Source organism: Gammaproteobacteria bacterium, from assembly GCA_029880545.1.
Classification (GTDB): domain Bacteria; phylum Pseudomonadota; class Gammaproteobacteria; order Acidiferrobacterales; family SZUA-150; genus JAOUOD01.
This window is the reverse complement of record JAOUOD010000001.1, coordinates 254,523-268,804: the sequence shown is the minus strand read 5'-3', so window position 1 is coordinate 268,804 and position 14,282 is coordinate 254,523. Positions and strand designations below refer to the sequence as shown.

The 14,282-nt window shown below is 51.6% G+C and carries 11 protein-coding genes; 8 read left to right on the top strand and 3 right to left on the bottom strand.

Annotated elements, in window-relative coordinates; genetic code table 11:
* Positions 1-115 precede the first annotated feature (115 nt).
* From OEZ10_01145 to OEZ10_01135, 3 genes are all read left to right on the top strand, one after another.
* Positions 116-844, top strand: a complete 729-nt coding sequence (locus OEZ10_01145; protein ID MDH5631579.1) for an isoprenylcysteine carboxylmethyltransferase family protein — start codon at positions 116-118, stop codon at positions 842-844.
* A gap of 325 nt (positions 845-1,169) precedes the next feature.
* Positions 1,170-1,466, top strand: coding sequence for a hypothetical protein (locus tag OEZ10_01140; protein MDH5631578.1), 297 nt, complete (start codon positions 1,170-1,172; stop codon positions 1,464-1,466).
* Between the two features lie 405 nt (positions 1,467-1,871).
* Positions 1,872-2,348: a cache domain-containing protein gene (locus OEZ10_01135; protein ID MDH5631577.1), complete on the top strand. Its 477-nt coding sequence runs from the start codon at positions 1,872-1,874 to the stop codon at positions 2,346-2,348.
* Positions 2,349-2,481: 133 nt separating this feature from the next.
* Here OEZ10_01135 and OEZ10_01130 read toward each other — a convergent pair whose 3' ends face one another.
* Complete coding sequence (locus tag OEZ10_01130; protein MDH5631576.1) at positions 2,482-3,507, bottom strand: acetylserotonin O-methyltransferase; 1,026 nt, start codon at positions 3,505-3,507, stop codon at positions 2,482-2,484.
* A 165-nt stretch (positions 3,508-3,672) separates the two neighbouring features.
* Between OEZ10_01130 and OEZ10_01125 the strand changes: the two genes are divergently transcribed.
* From OEZ10_01125 to OEZ10_01115, 3 genes are all read left to right on the top strand, one after another.
* Positions 3,673-4,617 (top strand): LysR family transcriptional regulator, encoded by a 945-nt coding sequence (locus OEZ10_01125; GenBank protein MDH5631575.1) that lies wholly within the window; start codon positions 3,673-3,675, stop codon positions 4,615-4,617.
* 413 nt (positions 4,618-5,030) lie between these two features.
* Positions 5,031-6,377, top strand: a complete 1,347-nt coding sequence (locus OEZ10_01120; protein MDH5631574.1) for a S8 family serine peptidase — start codon at positions 5,031-5,033, stop codon at positions 6,375-6,377.
* Between the two features lie 261 nt (positions 6,378-6,638).
* Positions 6,639-7,076, top strand: coding sequence for a cupin domain-containing protein (locus tag OEZ10_01115; protein ID MDH5631573.1), 438 nt, complete (start codon positions 6,639-6,641; stop codon positions 7,074-7,076).
* A 75-nt stretch (positions 7,077-7,151) separates the two neighbouring features.
* Here the strand turns inward: OEZ10_01115 and OEZ10_01110 are convergent, their stop codons facing one another.
* Both OEZ10_01110 and OEZ10_01105 read right to left on the bottom strand, forming a co-directional pair.
* Complete coding sequence (locus OEZ10_01110) at positions 7,152-8,312, bottom strand: sel1 repeat family protein (GenBank protein ID MDH5631572.1); 1,161 nt, start codon at positions 8,310-8,312, stop codon at positions 7,152-7,154.
* A 495-nt stretch (positions 8,313-8,807) separates the two neighbouring features.
* On the bottom strand, positions 8,808-9,908 hold the full coding sequence (locus OEZ10_01105; GenBank protein ID MDH5631571.1) for a porin: 1,101 nt from the start codon (positions 9,906-9,908) through the stop codon (positions 8,808-8,810).
* A 192-nt stretch (positions 9,909-10,100) separates the two neighbouring features.
* Here OEZ10_01105 and OEZ10_01100 point away from each other — a divergent pair, with 192 nt between their 5' ends.
* A complete protein-coding gene (locus OEZ10_01100) occupies positions 10,101-12,935 on the top strand; it encodes a transporter substrate-binding domain-containing protein (protein ID MDH5631570.1) in 2,835 nt (944 codons plus the stop codon).
* A 185-nt stretch (positions 12,936-13,120) separates the two neighbouring features.
* On the top strand, positions 13,121-14,200 hold the full coding sequence (locus OEZ10_01095; GenBank protein ID MDH5631569.1) for a GGDEF domain-containing protein: 1,080 nt from the start codon (positions 13,121-13,123) through the stop codon (positions 14,198-14,200).
* Positions 14,201-14,282 lie beyond the last annotated feature (82 nt).

The window sequence follows — 14,282 nt, the reverse complement described above, 5'->3', positions numbered from 1 at the left end:
GCGAACTTTCTTCCACAAATCTCCAAATCTCAGCCGCAAAAAAGATTGTGTACCCGGGTAGTTTCGCCGGCACGGCATTGGCCGTTTTCACTTTTACGAATATCGGAGGTTAAACATGATTGGACGAATTCTCACACTCGGCTATGGCCTGGTTTCCTACGCCCTGTTTTTTGCCGTCTTCAACTACAGCATCCTGTTTATTGGCAATATCCTGGTCAGCCCTTCTCTGGATACGCTGGGTCCGGTCAACTTGCCCAAGGCGCTGGCTATCAACCTGGGACTGATGGCCCTGTTTGCCATACAGCATACGATCATGGCCAGGCCGGCTTTCAAGCGCTGGTGGACAACAATTATCCCGCCAGCCGTGGAGCGCAGCACTTTCGTGCTGGCCACCAGCCTGATACTCGCCGCCATTGTCTATTACTGGCAGCCCATGGGTGGTGTCATCTGGCATGTGGAAAATTCAACTGCGGTGGCCGGCATCTATGCCCTGTTCGCACTGGGCTGGGCCATTGTGTTCCTGGCGTCTTTCCAGATTAATCACTTTGATCTGTTCGGGTTGAGGCAGGTCTGGCTGTACTTCCAGGGCAAGCCCTACACCAGCCTGCCATTCAGGAAGCCTTTTTTGTACCGGTGCGTGCGCCATCCGATGATGACTGGATTAATCATTGGCTTCTGGGCAACACCGGTCATGACCGTCGGCCACCTTGTCTTTGCATTGGGCTGCACGCTATACATCTTTATGGGCGTCCAGTTTGAAGAAAATGATCTGAAAAAGGCATTGCCGGAATACCCCGGATACAGCAGTTCAACCCCTATGCTGATACCCAGGTTTTTTGCCTGAAGCCGGTATCAGCAATTCTCACACCCGACGCCGGGTCGGGGCTTTTTTGGGCTGACTGGTCTATCTGGCTCCCCTGGCCCGGCTGTTCGTTTCGATCCGCGCGCGTCACGCCGGCTGCGGGTCGACAACATCACCTTTGGAGACCGGGCTCCCGGGACGGGAACCCGGGATCCTGATTTCCCGGCGCAGCCGTCGTCCTGTATTCATAATCAGTTGTTTGGCTGATTGTGGCTGCCAGGAATTCTTGTTCCCATGGTTGCGAAGTCTTGCGACTGTCCTAGACTGATTTTTGGCACGTCGCCAATTCAGTAATTAAGGGGTTATCATGAAAATAACAATCGCTGTCCCGGTTTTGCTTGGTTTTCTGTCATTCTCAGCTCTTGCCGAAGATGCCACGCTGGCATGTACCGGTACCTATGCCAATGACCATGGCGCCACCATTACTTTCAGCGCCGATGGCTCAGCCGTCATGGCGTTCGGAAACAACACGTCTGACTGCAAAGGCATACCAAAAGGCGGTTCTGCCGTATCCCTGGACTGTAACGGGATGGCCCAACCGGGCAGCTTTTCCGCAGACTGCGGCAAAGTAACTTTTGGCGGTATGGACTACACAAAAAAGTAGTTCGGGACGCCTGACCAGGCCAACCGACTTCTTCAACACCGTCTCTCGCCGACCTGGCCCGGCGCAGGCTGCTGAAACCGGCAACCGTTCCGCAGCCTGCGCCGGCGAGCTTCCGGCCCCGGAATCTGAACCGTTGTATTGGCTTCAGAGACCCGGTTCGTGCGCAATTTCAATCGCCTGGACAAGAATTTCAGTTTCTTAACACATTCCTAACAACTTCTTTATGCGGTACCAATAACTTTGCCGGGAGAATCTCTTATGCTGATTCCGGTTCAGGGCTTTGTCGGCATCACCCCGTTCATGACTCGCCAACGGCATTTTCCGCTGTTGTGCAAAACAGGAAAAGCGCAGCCGGACGCAGGCCCCGAATGCCATATCTATTTATTCGAAATTAGGAGAGGCAGCATGAAAACAATATCGAAACTACTGACCACACTGGCACTGGTAATGGCACCGTTCGCCGCCTTCAGCGCACAGACCTCCGAACAGGTCATTGCGCTGGTTCAACAGACAAAACAGGATATTGAAAAAGATACGCTGCGCACTCTCGAGCGCATTACCCGGGCCGAACACCCGTACAAGGACAAGAACAATCCCGCCCTGTATATTTTCGTTTTTGATACTGACCTCAATGTTGCGGCTCATGCCATCAAGGCCAAAGTGGTCGGGAAGAACGTCAAGGGTAAACCTGACAGCAAGGGAAAAATGTACCGTGACGAAATGCTCACGGTAGCGAAAAAAGATGGTAAAGGCTGGGTGGACTACTATTTTGAAAACCCGAAAACCCGGAAGGTGGAACACAAAGTAACCTACTTTGAGCTCGCCAAGGGTAATGATGGAAAGGGCTACATCGTCGGTAGTGGCAAGTACGCAGACAAGTAACGTCGCGTCACTGTCAACCGGGCCGACCAGGTCGGCCCGGCTTTTTTCAGCCCAACGCCTGTCGCCATACGCGCCGGTACCGACAGATTACGAATTTGCCGTGATCGCCGTCAACAGCATGATTCGCCGTCTATCATTTATATGCAACCGCAGCGCTTGTCGGCCCGGCCAGGCTGATGATATCGAATCGGCTAAAGCCGGCTTCCGTGCACCACTCGCGGAAATTCTCTCCCGTGTAATCAAATGCATCGCCCGCCTCGATAAGCATGTTCAAAGACATCAGCAAGCCGAACAGGTTTTCCCTTCTTCCGTCATCAATCAGGTTTTCAATAGCAATAAAGGCACCGCCAGCGGGCAAGGCATCGTAGACTTTCCTTATCAGCATCTTTTTTTGCTCGAGATTCCAGTCATGCAAGATGTTGCCCATTGTAATCACCTCCGCGGCAGGCAGGTCATCAACAAAAAAATCTCCGGACAATACCTGTATACGATCACTCATGCCTGCCGCATCAACATGCTTTTGTGCCTGCGGAGCAACCGGCGGCAAGTCGAATGTTGTCAACTGCAAGTGCGGATGGCGACCGGCAACTATGCGTGACAACAGTCCCAGCGCGCCACCGATATCACTGACAGTTCTGTAATGCCCAAAATCGAACCTCTCGGCCAACAGCATGAAGTTTCCGGCCTGGAAACCGGTCATGGCCTCAAGAAACTGTCCGAGCCTTGCCTGGTCCGAATAGATTTCTTCAAATATCTGCTTGCCCGTATGTTTACTTTCGTTTTGAGGCTGGCCGGTTCTGAGCGCATCCCCCAGGTTATTCCAAAAGCCGAACAGGCGGGCATTCAGCATTTCCGGCATGCCGCCAATATAAGCGGGGCTTGATCTGTCCAGAAAAGTTGCCGTATCCAGAGTATTGCTGTACTTGCCCGGTGTTCCGTCGCCTTCTCTCAACAGGAATCCGGCCGCGACCAGGGAATCAAAGAAATCGTACCTGCCGCGCTCACAGATACCCAGCTGCTCTCCCAGCTCTTCTGCAGTCATGCTGCTGTTACCCAGGACACTGAACAGGTCAAACTCAACGGCAGTCAACAATACCTTGGATGCCCAAAATCCGGTTGCCGTTTGCATAATCATTTCCGGGCTGGGTTGTTGATTCATTGTGGCCGCTGCTCTATTTCCCGTGTTTTCCTGTATTTTTTCTGCTTCCATTGGTCGCTCCTCATCACGTATCAATCAGGTGGGAGGCCAGTTTATTGTTAACCAATTGACGAATAAATATCAGTTTGGTTGATACATTGGTAACCATTTGTATACAATTTCGCCATGGATCGACTTGCCGCCATACAGGTGTTTTTACAGGTTGTAGATACCGGAAGCTTTACCGCGGCCAGCGTCCGCATGGGTCTGTCGCGTGCCGCGGTAAGCAAGTACGTGTCCCAACTCGAAACTCATTTGGCTGGTCGGCTGCTGCATCGCAGTACACGTCATGTCAGTCTTACTGAGTCCGGCCGGCTATTCTACGAGCAATGTCACGACATAATGCAGAACCTCGAAGAGGCGGAAGCAGCAGTATCCGGCTTAAGCCAGGAACCTCGTGGCACACTTCGAATCAGTACGCCCACCAACTTTGCTTCACTACACCTGGTGCCGCTGATTTCCCGCTTTATGCAGGCGAACCCGGAACTCAAAGTCGAGATGATTTGCAGTGATCGCCTGGTGAACCTGGTGGACGAGGGATTTGATATGGCAATCCGTATTACCTATAAACCCGGTGGAGACCTGGTCTATCGTCGACTGGCTCCATGCAGGCATATCATCGTTGCCTCGCCGGACTATCTTGCAAATCACTCCGTCCCGGAAACACCTGACCAGCTCAGACATCACGCCTGCCTGCTCTACACGCTAACTGCTGACAGCAAATGGCCGTTCTTTAAGGATGGGCAAGATTGTTCCGTCAAGGTGAACGGTACGTTTATCAGTGACAATCCTGATGCCCTGACCATGGCAGCGATAGCCGGCCTGGGTATCACCATGTTGCCTACGTTCATGGCCACGGAGCCAATACTGAACGGCAAGCTCATACCTGTGCTACCGGGGTACCAGTCACTTGAAGTACAGATTTATGCAGCCTACGCCTCTCGCCGACACTTGCCGGCCAAGATCAGGCTTTTTATTGATTACTTGACAGCGCATGTAACCGATCCCCCGTACTGGGATACCCGGCTTGCCGGGTACCTGCCCGGTCATGCATACCAGCTTCCACGTTGATGATAGCCGACTACAAACAGGGCGAACTACCGTTCGCCACGATGGTATGAGCTGATTTAAGATTTAATACTCGTCTCCATAGTGCTCGGCTTGTTTAAGCAATGGCCAACGGCCGGACCTGAAACTGGACTTGCTAAGCGGCTATCATACATTTAAATATGTTTACTCGTTTTTACCAATACACGACATTCATTCATCATTACACGTTGATCGATAGAGTTCGCTACTATTATTAATATATCCAGTCCACCGCCATAACCAGCTATTATTAAACCATTCTCCTGGTCGTCAATCGCAGTTTGACGAAAAACTGTTCAAAACCAGTCCTGGTTGGTATCGTCTTCATCCCCGTTCATGGACATTTATCTTGTTATTATTTTTTCCGGATTTTCATCATTGAAAAGGAGCTTACAATGAACAGAGGTTTGTTATGCGCACTACTTACGTGGGGCATTATCACGGCACCGCCTACGCTTGCCGCAGAACCGCAATCCTGGCTCGTTATCAGTGCCAGTCATAATGTTCCGGCGTCTCTTGAACGGCAAATTGCGGCTGCCGGCGGCCGTGTCATTGACAGGTTTTCTGCTATTGGCGTCGCAGTTGTGGAATCTGGCGATCCTGACTTTGGTAACAAGATTCCCGGCGCGCAATTCGTAGCAAGAAATCTGAGTGTGAACTGGTTGCCTGGAAACGAAGACGCCGTATTTTTCGAGGAAGCGGGTCTCGCGCCCAATAGCGGTGACGATGATGCGTTTCTCGATATGCAGTGGGGTCACAATGCTGTAAGGGCACAGGCAGCCTGGGCGGCCGGTCAAACCGGGCAAGGAGTACGTGTAGCGGTGCTCGACTCCGGTATTGATCACGATCACCCGGATCTTGCGCCGAATCTTAACGCCACCCTGAGCAAATCCTTTGTTGACGGCGAGGACTGGCGCATTGGTCCCGGCGTCTATTTCAATCATGGCAGCCACGTCGCCGGCACTATCGGCGCTGCCGACAACGGCACTGGCATCATTGGCGTTTCGCCGGGCGTGGAACTGGTGGCCATAAAAGTATTGTCCGAGCACACCGGCAATGGCGCATTTAGCGGCGTAATCGGTGGCGTTTTGTATGCTGCCGACATTGGCGCAAGAGTCATCAATATGAGCCTTGGCGCCACGCTTGTACGCCGGGGAGTACCTGACGTGTACAACGCTCAGGATGTAGCCGGTTTGTCCGTAGCATTCAATCGTGCGGCCATGTACGCCATCGGCAAAGGTGCGGTGGTCATTGCATCCGAAGGCAACAGCGCCATTGATAAGGATCACACCGCCAGTGTTATCACGTTGCCGGCTGATGCAACTGGCGTAACATCCATTTCCGCTACTGCGCCTTATGGCTGGCTCACAGCCGGCTGGAACGGTGACTATAACGGCCTGGCCAGCTATTCCAATTTCGGGTTCTCGGCCACGCAATTTGGTGCACCTGGTGGCGATTACTCCTACGGATTCAGCGACCCCGGCTCATTGTGTACCGCAGCCGCCCGGACCCGGCCATGCTATGTATTCGATTATGTATTCAGCACGGGATCGCAGGCCTATTACTGGGCTGTCGGTACGAGCATGGCAGCGCCCCACGCTTCCGCCGTGGCAGCAATCATTATCGGTGAAAATGACGGCAACATAACTTCGCAACAAGTCACCGCCGAAATGCTTCGTCGCGCTGACGGTACCGGCCGGACTGCCGAGACCGGCGCTGGCGTTGTATCGACAGGTTACTGATCAGCCGCAGACTGCCCGGGTCAGGGGGGTTTATTTTTTCTCAAGAAATATAACTTCTCCGGCCCGGTCATCGCCCACGCCTATCCATGTCTGCATGGCCTGACCGCAATCCTCGGCAACAGGGCCGCCCGGTAACGGGCATAACCTGCATATTAATCTGCAGTTACACCAAAAATAATTGTTTGTTAACGGGTTCCTAACACATCCTGTCTCGTTGTTCGATAACCTGCTATCGCGTCAACTAACAACGAGGACTGAAATATGTTGATACTTAAACCATCTCTCTGCAGCGCGATCCTGGTCACCACGATGGGCATAACAAGTTTCGGGGTTTACGCCGGGGACAAAATCCTGATCGAAGGCGGTCCCACGAAACACCAGGGATTCAACACGGTAAAAAAACAGGAAGTAGATCTGGACGGCCAGATTCCCGGCATGGAAGGACGAAAACTGCGTGTCCGGTTACTGACCATTGATCCCGGCGGTCATATTAAGTCCCATTCACACAAAAACAGGCCCGCCGCCTTTTATGTCATCTCCGGAGCAACCACCGTTACCTACGAGGACGGTACGACCAGGCGGTTTCCTGCCGGCACGACGGGCTACGCCACAGTTGATACCGTCCACTATCACAGGAACAACGAAAATGAACCGGCTGTGTTTGTCGCCGCCGATATTATCCAGCCGAAAAAGAAGTAGCCAGTATTACTGAATGGTCACGGGACCGGGGTGACCCGGGCATGGTCACTCCTGCCCCGTGATTTGGCAGACCCGCTATCTCAGGATCCCTTGCTTCTTGAACTCCTCCCGGGTATTGACCTGCAGGTTTTCCCATTCTTTACCGGTGACGTTGTTCTTTATATAAGACAGGACTTCTTCCCCCCTGTTGTTACCGCGCAGGATTGCAAAATTGGCAAGCACGTGCGCCCTGGAAAAATCGCGCGCGATTTCCACTCCATCCGCGTATGCCACGGCAAGAAAATATGCTCCGACTGGCGATCCAGACTCGACCGATCGCAACAGCCACTGCATCCCTTTCTGGACGTCCTTGTCGACACCTCTTCCATAAACATAGATCTGGCCAACTGTCCATTGTGCGTCGGTATGGTCTTGCCGGGCGGCAGCTTCATACAATGCCACCGCCTTGTGAATATCCTTTTTTACACCCTGGCCCATTTCATACAAATAACCCAGCGTGAACCGGGCAACGGGATCGCCAGCGTCAGCTGACCGCCCGTACCACTCTGCCGCAGTACTGACATTTTGTGTGACGCCAACACCATTGAAATACATATTGGCCAGGTTGCGCTGACCTCGTGCTGATCCGAGGTTTGCTCCTTTTTCAAAATACTCAAATGCCCTGGCACTGCTTTTTTCCAATCCCCTGCCATACATATACATGCTTCCGATATTAGTGTATGCATCTGCATTTCCCTGGTCCGCCGCTTTCCGATACCAGTGCAAAGCCTGTTTGTAATCCAGTTCTTTTAAATGTCCGTGTTCGTAATAATACCCAAGATTGAATTGCCCCTGGGAATCCCCGGCCCTGGCCGCCTTTTCATCCCACTGGACCGATAACTCATTACTAACGCTCGTGCCTGTACCACGCCGGTAACATTCCGCCAAAGCGGCGTAGGCCGGTACAAAACCGGATTCCGCTGACTTCTTTATCCAGGTAAACGAGGCATTCTTGTCTTGCGAAACCGCCACGCCTTGCAGGTACATATAGGCAAGATTGTATTGCGCCTGCGCGTCACCCTTTTTTGCTTCACTGGTACAACTTGATAATGCATCCTCATACTTTTCGGAGACGATATGTTTCGCACATTCCGACTTGTCCGCTCCGTCAGTCCTGAACATGGCATTTTTCGGATTCGCTTCTGCCTGACTAAAGGCGATACATAGCAGTACCAGTTGAGAATATTTTTTCCACATTTCCCCGTCCCTCCAATATTTCATTGCAGCCTGATCTATTTTAAATCTCTTGTTGGTAATAATTATCATTTTAGGGCACAACAGTACGTCACGATAGTACGCTCTCTTTTTCCGGAGTGCTGTAGTAAGACGATAGCCGGCATTATTCCATAACAACAAGTAACCGGTAAGGACAAAGGGGGATAAATTCCGGTTCGGCATGGCAGCGCCGAAAGAAAACCTTGCCGTCCGCACCGTACCCGGTGCGAAGGCATTTCTGGTTCACGTACAGTGCATTGGGGCTACACGGACTTTCAAGGAGCCGGCCGTGACCGGTTCGGTACCAGGAACAGAAGCTTGATTTTTAACTTTATACGCGACACTGCCCGGCTCCGAGCCGGTACAGGATCGCACGGGAAACAGCCCGGTAAAACCGGACGCTTCGCGGAATCTGATGAATGGCGCCAGGCTCCGAAGCCGGTATCGCCGGCTCCGGCCCCCGGGCAATCGCGCATGTCAGAAATTGTAGACCAGCCCGACAGACACAACCCTGGGATCATCTCCAGGCGTTGCCGGCTCAAGAATATCGCCATGCCCGCCATCGGCGACGTTATAGCTGGCATTAACATTGTTCCTGGTAATCGCATAGGCCAGGTAGATTTCCGATTGCGCGCCAGGCAAATAAAACAATCCGATACCAAACAGCGTGGCGTCCGTATCTATGCTGCCATAATACTCTTCTGCCTTGAGTACATGGGTTGCCAGGTTATAGCTCGGGCTTATCGAGTACTTGTAACTGATTCCATATACATCCCTGTCCCAGTGCGGGAAGTTTACCCTGTCGTCCGGGTCAATGTCTTCGTAAACCGCCCCGATGTGATGCTTGTCAGCAGTGTAGGTCAGGGCGGCTCTCCATCCCGTGACTTCTGTACGCTCAACAGTCAGCGTATTGATGTTTGTGATCGCCATCGCATCCCAGTTCTCGCGCGAAATACCGGCGTACCAGCCGCCGCGCCTGAAGTACAACGCGCCACTGACAAGTTTCGTATCATTATCATCAACGCTTCCGTTGACGCTCCGGTTCGGGTTGCTGGCTGAATACATTACCTGCGCCTCCAGCGGCCCATAGTTGCCCTGGTACATTACTGCATTTTCACCGCGATCATTCATGCGAAAACTGTCGATCGGGCTGGCGCCAAGCAAGGCGAGCCGGTCAGCCACGGTATCACTGAATAACCCCCAGTAGCCTGCGACGAGTTTGTAAGGGGTATCATGATGGCCCATTAACAGCCGATGATTAGATGAACGCAAACCCACAAATGAGTTTCGCGTTGCAAGGCTGCCACCGGTCTGGTCCAGTCTTACCGTCTGTTCAATTTGCCATTCCCAGAGCAGCGACTCATTTGCCTCCCGTGTCCCCTTGAATCCGAAACGCGATGCATTGCTTGACACCGAATTTTCCGTCGAAAGGTCATTTTTCGCCTGGTCAAAACTCACATGTGCCCTGCCATAAACATGCAAATTCTTGTTAATTTCCTCGGCCTCACTTAAACCATGAAATGCCAAGCCGATAAGTATTAGGCTATACGCGGTTATCGTGCGGGTAAAAATGGTCATTATCAGTCCCTCAATTATGGAAAGTTACCGATCTATTGGTCGTCATCAACAAGCGTCATCTGCAGGATCGATTGAAAAATAATGTCAACTCCGGTTTTCAGTAAAAATCGTGCATGCTTAAATGAATCGATGAGTCGTCGGAACAAAACCCTGTTTTTATTTCTGTTATGGTTATCGGTCTGTTCGGCGACTGTGCAAGCGAACGGGCTGTCTTCCTGTATTGAGCAAAATGACTGTTCACATATATCGCTTACCGCCGGTTCCAGTAACAATTTTCCCCCGATTAACTTTCTTGAAGCGGATTCCGAACTTACCGGTTTCGGACGCGATATCTCGGACGCGGCGCTGGCATCACTGAAGGTATCGCTAGACCGGAAACACTCCTCAATCTGGCTTGACGTGCTCGCCTGGCTCGACAAGGGTGATATCGATTTTATTCATGACACCGGGTATACCAAGGAACGTGATGCGACCATGGATTTTTCACTTCCCATTATCCAGATGCCGGAGGTGATATTCGTACGTGAAGACCGTATCGACATAAACAACTTTGACAGCCTGAAAGGCAAGACAGTAGCTTGCGTAAACAATCACATAACTCACCAGTATCTGAAACAGTTTCCCGAGATACGCTGTCACATCGTCAAGAGACCCGTAGATGGTCTCACAGCACTGCTGTCCGGAGATGCTGAAGCGTTCGTCTATCCCAGGGAGATAGTGCTTTACTTCTCCCAGTCACAGAGATTGAGCAATAAAATCAAGATTGTCGGTACACCTATACGCACCCTGAGCTGGTCGATGACAGTCCGGGAGGGAAACAAGGACGTACTGCAGCTGATCAATGCCGGGTTGACCAATATACGCGAAAACGGCGTATACGATGAAATCTATAACCGATGGTTTGGTGTCCGGGTCCTGTCCGGGTATTCCGAGGCAGAAGTGCTTTATATAATCATTTCTGTCGTTGTAGTATCCATTCTTCTGGCTGTTACAATATTTCTTGTTCTTCTAAACAAACGCACGTCCCACGCCAGGATAAAACTGGAAAATACCGTCTCTGAGCTCCGGCTCGCCAAGGACAGGATTGCGCTCAGCGAAATTCGTTTCAAGGAAATCGGTCGTAACATACCGGGCGCGATCTACCAGATGGCAAGAGAAGGAGAGGGGAAGTATCGAATTGCGTTTATCAGCTCGGGCATAGAGCGAGTTACCGGGATCAGCTCGACAGATATAGAAAATGATATCTCTGCGCTGTTTTCCTGCGTTTCAGAAGACTACCTGGACGACATGGTGGATTCTCTGGAAGAATCCGCCCTAACCATGGCGCCGTGGTACTTTGAATTTCCCACTGTCAAAAATACCGATTCTACCTGCTGGATACGGGCGACTGCATTGCCGACAATGTCCAACGACAACATCGTTCAATGGAACGGCATTTTTCTGGACTACACTGAACTAAACAGCCTGAGAAAGGAACACGACACCTTTTTCAATCTCTCCGCAGACATGCTGTGCATTGCCGATTTCAACGGCTATTTTATCGATATCAGTGATGCCTGGTCCGACACGCTTGGGTTTTCCGCTGATGAACTGAAAGCCAAGCCGTTTATCGAATTTGTTCATCCGGATGACCGCGAAACGACAATAAAGGAAGCTTCCAGGCTGGCGAACGAACCCACCACTACCCATGGCTTTACCAACCGCTACCTTTGCAAAAATGGCAGCTACCGCTGGCTCGACTGGAACGCGGTCACGGTTCTGGATAACCAGAAAATCTATGCGGTCGCTCATGATATTACAGAGCTCAAGGAGAAAACCGAACAGCTGATGCAAATGCGTGACGAGCTTGAGATCAGGGTTGAACAACGCACGGCCGAGCTTGCCAAATCAAAAAGCGTCGCCGAGAACGCCAACCGGGCGAAATCGGATTTCCTGTCACACATGAGCCACGAACTTCGCACCCCGCTTAACGCGATACTCGGGTTCGCGCAACTGATTGAAATAGATTTCAGCAAGGAGCCCGGCTTGCTGGAACATTCACAGGAGATCATTAACGCAGGGCAACATCTGCTGGAACTGATCAACGAAATTCTCGACTTGAGCAAAATCGAGAGTGGCCGGCTGGAATTCGACTACGAACACGTAGAAGCGGACAAGCTGATTGAAGAATGCCTCAAAATAATTACGCCAGCCACGATGGAAAAATCTATCGAACTTCGCATGGACAAGCTGGACTGTGCCAGTGTCCTGTATGGTGACTACCGGAGAATGAAGCAGGTCTTTCTCAACCTGCTAAGCAATGCTGTCAAATATAATCGTGAAAACGGCAGTATTACCATCTCCTGCACGTCCAGTGATACGCATGCAGTGATTGCCATCCGCGATACCGGCGTTGGCATTAAATGCGAGGATTTCGACAAGGTATTCAAGACATTCTCCCGGCTGGATACGACAAAACATGTAGAAGGCACCGGTATTGGCCTGGCCCTGACCAAGCACCTTGTAGAAGCCATGAGCGGGTCCATTTATTTTGACAGCGAGTACGGCAAGGGCAGCACGTTCTTTGTCGAGCTTCCGCTTTCAGAACATGAAACAGGCGCAACCGGAATACCGGCCGCGACCAGCAAACCGGCCGCAACCGATATTACGGTAGACTCGAATCGCGCAAAAATAGTGTACATCGAGGACAACCCGGCCAACATGCGGCTCGTCTCCGGAGCGCTCGGCAAAATAAGCAACATCGAACTATTTACAGCGGAACTGCCCTCGCGGGGACTGGATCTGATCAACGAGGTCCGCCCGGACCTGGTATTGCTTGACATCTCCTTGCCGGAAATGGATGGCTTCGAGGTAAAGAAACGGCTGGATAACAACCCGGACATGGCGCATGTAAAAATCGTTGCCATAAGCGCCAATGCCATGAATTCCGATATACAAAAAGGCCGTGACGCCGGGTTTGACGACTATATAACCAAGCCGATCAACATTCAGGATTTTATGAATCGCATTACAAAGTTGTTGCCATGAGATCCGGTAAAGATTCGACCAATGGCTTTGGATAAGTCGCTGGCGCCAGCCAGGATTCCGCTGCCGATACAAATGTAATGTTTTGTCAACGCCATTATGATTCCGGGTATATATTGCCTACAATAATTAGTGGCCATACGTTGTTACCCTTAAATGTCGTCAGGCGACTTTTTTATACCGAATTTATGAAATCATCGATCAACGAATCCAGCTATTACGGGCCGATCCGTATTTCCAGTACCAGCAATATTCGCGGAACGCAGTTCAATTTCGAGATTCTGCTGCTGGTTTTGACTATTCTGTACATGGTTATTCCTGCACAGGAAGCTCAACAAGTCGTCGATCTCACCACTGGCTGCCTGGTCTATTTTTCCTATAGCGTTGTGTTTCATCAGCTGTCGCTTCAAAAACTCGAGTCCGAGGATCGCTTTGCGGCGCAGACTGTCGCCATGATCGCGTTCATTACCTGGGTAGTCTGGTCCACCGGCAAGTTCGAGAGCCCACTCGTGATCCTGTACCTGCTACCGGTCGTGGTTTCCGGGTTTGCCCTCGGAACACGCTACATGACGCTGATGGTTGGCGCCATTTCAATGCTGTTTCTGATGATGTCGTACTGGGTCAACATGAATGAACAGCTGGCTGTCGGCATACTGAACACGGTAGTCATACAGCTCACGCCATTATGGCTGACTGCCTACGTACTCAAGGGCATGCGCAAATCTCTTCGGCAAGCAATTGCCGAGATCCAGCACGTGTCCGACAGGGACCCGCTAACCGGGTTGCGGACTCACGATTCTTTTGCACGCAGCGCCGAAATCGAATCACTGCGCTGTATCCGGTACAAGCACCCGTTCTCGATGCTCATGATCGATATTGATAACATGGCTGACATTAACGACAAGCTTGGGCACGATATTGGCAACCTGGCAATAAAGTACTGCGCAAAACATATTATTCATGTTTTCCGGCAAACCGACACCATCGCCCGAATCGGCGGGAATCGATTCGCTGTTATTCTTCCGGAAACCGACAGTACCAAGGCAATGGTCACCGCCGAACGCGTCAGGCTGAATACCGCGAGGAATGCACTTAAGCTTCACGGTATGACCTTGCGTATTCACGTTAGCATTGGCGTTGCCAGCTACCCGGAAAACGGCAACACCTTTGAAGTTATCCAGCAGGGTGCCGAGATGGCGCTAATGAACAGTAAGCTCAACGGGCGAAATCGATCCACGCGCGCCGATGGCATACGTCGGGTTGCCTGATTGGGTCTTCCGGTCAGGCCGAGCTGGCGTTTGCCAACAGCCCGGTCAATTCCGCCCCTGCTGTTCTGTTGTCCGGGACATG

Coding starts and splice junctions, on each gene's coding strand:
- OEZ10_01145 (MDH5631579.1), top strand. CDS start 116: ATGATTGGACGAATTCTCACACTCGGCTATGGCCTGGTTTCCTACGCC.
- OEZ10_01140 (MDH5631578.1), top strand. CDS start 1,170: ATGAAAATAACAATCGCTGTCCCGGTTTTGCTTGGTTTTCTGTCATTC.
- OEZ10_01135 (MDH5631577.1), top strand. CDS start 1,872: ATGAAAACAATATCGAAACTACTGACCACACTGGCACTGGTAATGGCA.
- OEZ10_01130 (MDH5631576.1), bottom strand. CDS start 3,507: ATGAATCAACAACCCAGCCCGGAAATGATTATGCAAACGGCAACCGGA.
- OEZ10_01125 (MDH5631575.1), top strand. CDS start 3,673: ATGGATCGACTTGCCGCCATACAGGTGTTTTTACAGGTTGTAGATACC.
- OEZ10_01120 (MDH5631574.1), top strand. CDS start 5,031: ATGAACAGAGGTTTGTTATGCGCACTACTTACGTGGGGCATTATCACG.
- OEZ10_01115 (MDH5631573.1), top strand. CDS start 6,639: ATGTTGATACTTAAACCATCTCTCTGCAGCGCGATCCTGGTCACCACG.
- OEZ10_01110 (MDH5631572.1), bottom strand. CDS start 8,312: ATGTGGAAAAAATATTCTCAACTGGTACTGCTATGTATCGCCTTTAGT.
- OEZ10_01105 (MDH5631571.1), bottom strand. CDS start 9,908: ATGACCATTTTTACCCGCACGATAACCGCGTATAGCCTAATACTTATC.
- OEZ10_01095 (MDH5631569.1), top strand. CDS start 13,121: ATGAAATCATCGATCAACGAATCCAGCTATTACGGGCCGATCCGTATT.